The organism is Pseudoalteromonas sp. J010 (assembly GCF_003934235.1).
GTDB classification, from domain to species: domain Bacteria; phylum Pseudomonadota; class Gammaproteobacteria; order Enterobacterales; family Alteromonadaceae; genus Pseudoalteromonas; species Pseudoalteromonas peptidolytica.
In genome coordinates, this window is the sequence record NZ_RDBW01000071.1 from 1 (window position 1) to 1,833 (window position 1,833).

General features: G+C 44.3%; 8 tRNA genes. All 8 read left to right on the forward strand.

Going from position 1 to position 1,833, the window contains the following annotated elements:
• Window positions 1-69: 69 nt before the first annotated feature.
• A tRNA-Cys gene (locus EAG18_RS21955) sits at window positions 70-143 on the forward strand.
• Between the two features lie 36 nt (window positions 144-179).
• Window positions 180-266, forward strand: a tRNA-Leu gene (locus EAG18_RS21960).
• A 35-nt stretch (window positions 267-301) separates the two neighbouring features.
• A tRNA-Gly gene (locus EAG18_RS21965) sits at window positions 302-377 on the forward strand.
• A gap of 22 nt (window positions 378-399) precedes the next feature.
• Window positions 400-486, forward strand: a tRNA-Leu gene (locus tag EAG18_RS21970).
• Window positions 487-521: 35 nt separating this feature from the next.
• Window positions 522-597: transfer RNA gene (locus tag EAG18_RS21975), tRNA-Gly, on the forward strand.
• An 8-nt stretch (window positions 598-605) separates the two neighbouring features.
• Window positions 606-676, forward strand: a tRNA-Cys gene (locus EAG18_RS22275).
• A gap of 20 nt (window positions 677-696) precedes the next feature.
• Window positions 697-783 (forward strand) — tRNA-Leu (locus EAG18_RS21980).
• A gap of 35 nt (window positions 784-818) precedes the next feature.
• Window positions 819-894 (forward strand) — tRNA-Gly (locus EAG18_RS21985).
• Window positions 895-1,833 lie beyond the last annotated feature (939 nt).

Consider the following 1,833-nt stretch of genomic DNA (forward strand, 5'->3'; position numbering starts at 1 on the left):
CAGCTGGTAGAGCGCGACCTTGCCAAGGTCGAGGTCACGAGTTCGAACCTCGTTACTCGCTCCAAATTTGGCGGAATGGCAGAGTGGCCATGCAGCGGATTGCAAATCCGTCTACCTCGGTTCGACTCCGGGTTCCGCCTCCATTTTCTCAACACTCCACATGCGAAAGCAARCCCGATGCCCGGGTGGTGGAATTGGTAGACACAAGGGATTTAAAATCCCTCGCTGGTAACAGCGTGCCGGTTCAAGTCCGGCCCCGGGCACCATTTATAGTAAAGCTACTATAAATGATTTATGGAACGCGAGTATAGCTCAGCTGGTAGAGCGCGACCTTGCCAAGGTCGAGGTCACGAGTTCGAACCTCGTTACTCGCTCCAAATTTGTTTTCGAATGCCCGATGCCCGGGTGGTGGAATTGGTAGACACAAGGGATTTAAAATCCCTCGCTGGTAACAGCGTGCCGGTTCAAGTCCGGCCCCGGGCACCATTTATAGTAAAATTGCTATAAATGATTTATGGAATGCGAGTATAGCTCAGCTGGTAGAGCGCGACCTTGCCAAGGTCGAGGTCACGAGTTCGAACCTCGTTACTCGCTCCAAATTTGGCGGAATGGCAGAGTGGCCATGCAGCGGATTGCAAATCCGTCTACCTCGGTTCGACTCCGGTTCTTATATCCACATGCGAAAGCAAACCCGATGCCCGGGTGGTGGAATTGGTAGACACAAGGGATTTAAAATCCCTCGCTGGTAACAGCGTGCCGGTTCAAGTCCGGCCCCGGGCACCATTTATAGTAAAACTACTATAAATGATCCATGGAACGCGAGTATAGCTCAGCTGGTAGAGCGCGACCTTGCCAAGGTCGAGGTCACGAGTTCGAACCTCGTTACTCGCTCCAAATCTAATCACATCGTTTACTTTTTACCTTATTTTAGTGCTAATTCATACCAAATAATCATCCCTAGTTTATCTTTAAAGGGATTAATCTTGATGGTGGTTTGAGGTAATACTAACCCATTTAATTATTGCTCAATATAAGACACTTTTAACGTAGTTAGCATCAAATTGACCAATTATAAATGCCAACTCTTTGACTGTGTTGTGTCTACTAGACCTATATTAGCTTTTCACATCTTGAGACCTGCCAAAAAATGTGGTTCGGCCGTTTTGGCTAATTTATCCATTAGCGCTTTTTAACTTGCTTCAGATCCACCGATTTCTTCATTTACCCCGTATTTAAAACTTGTCTATCGCTAATGAATGAGTACTAGAGCGGTTTCAACTGGGCAATATATTTTTAAGAACAGCAAACAAAGTTGCTGTCATTAAGAGAGTGCTTTGAAATTCATTAGCCAAGTAGATGAAGTATTATCTTATAAAGTGCTTAAGCCAGCGCTTAAACAATTAAGTAGCTCAGGTCTTATTTAAGAAGGGCTTTTGCATTGATAACTCACTATTTGCCAGCGGATAAAGTGAAAAAATGCTTATAAGCAATAATAATGACTTCCTTTTAGCCCTTTTTTGTATATTAAAGTGTCAAAAATAGACGTTTCGCTTTATTTTTGCTCGAACAAACGTTTTTTTGCAATTTTCTTAAAAAAAGGGTTGCACTTAAATCGGATCTCCCTATAATGCGCATCCACCGACACGGGGAGCAGCGCTGAAAAGCAACGAGCCAACGGGTCGGCAGTCAAATAAAACTTGAGTTTGAATACTTCGAAAGAAAATCAAAATTAAGTGTTGACAACAAATGGGAAATGCTTAGAATGCACAACCCTCAGCGCTAACGGCGCGGCGATGGTGAGTCATCGCACCGGGTAACCGGAAATGTTCTTTA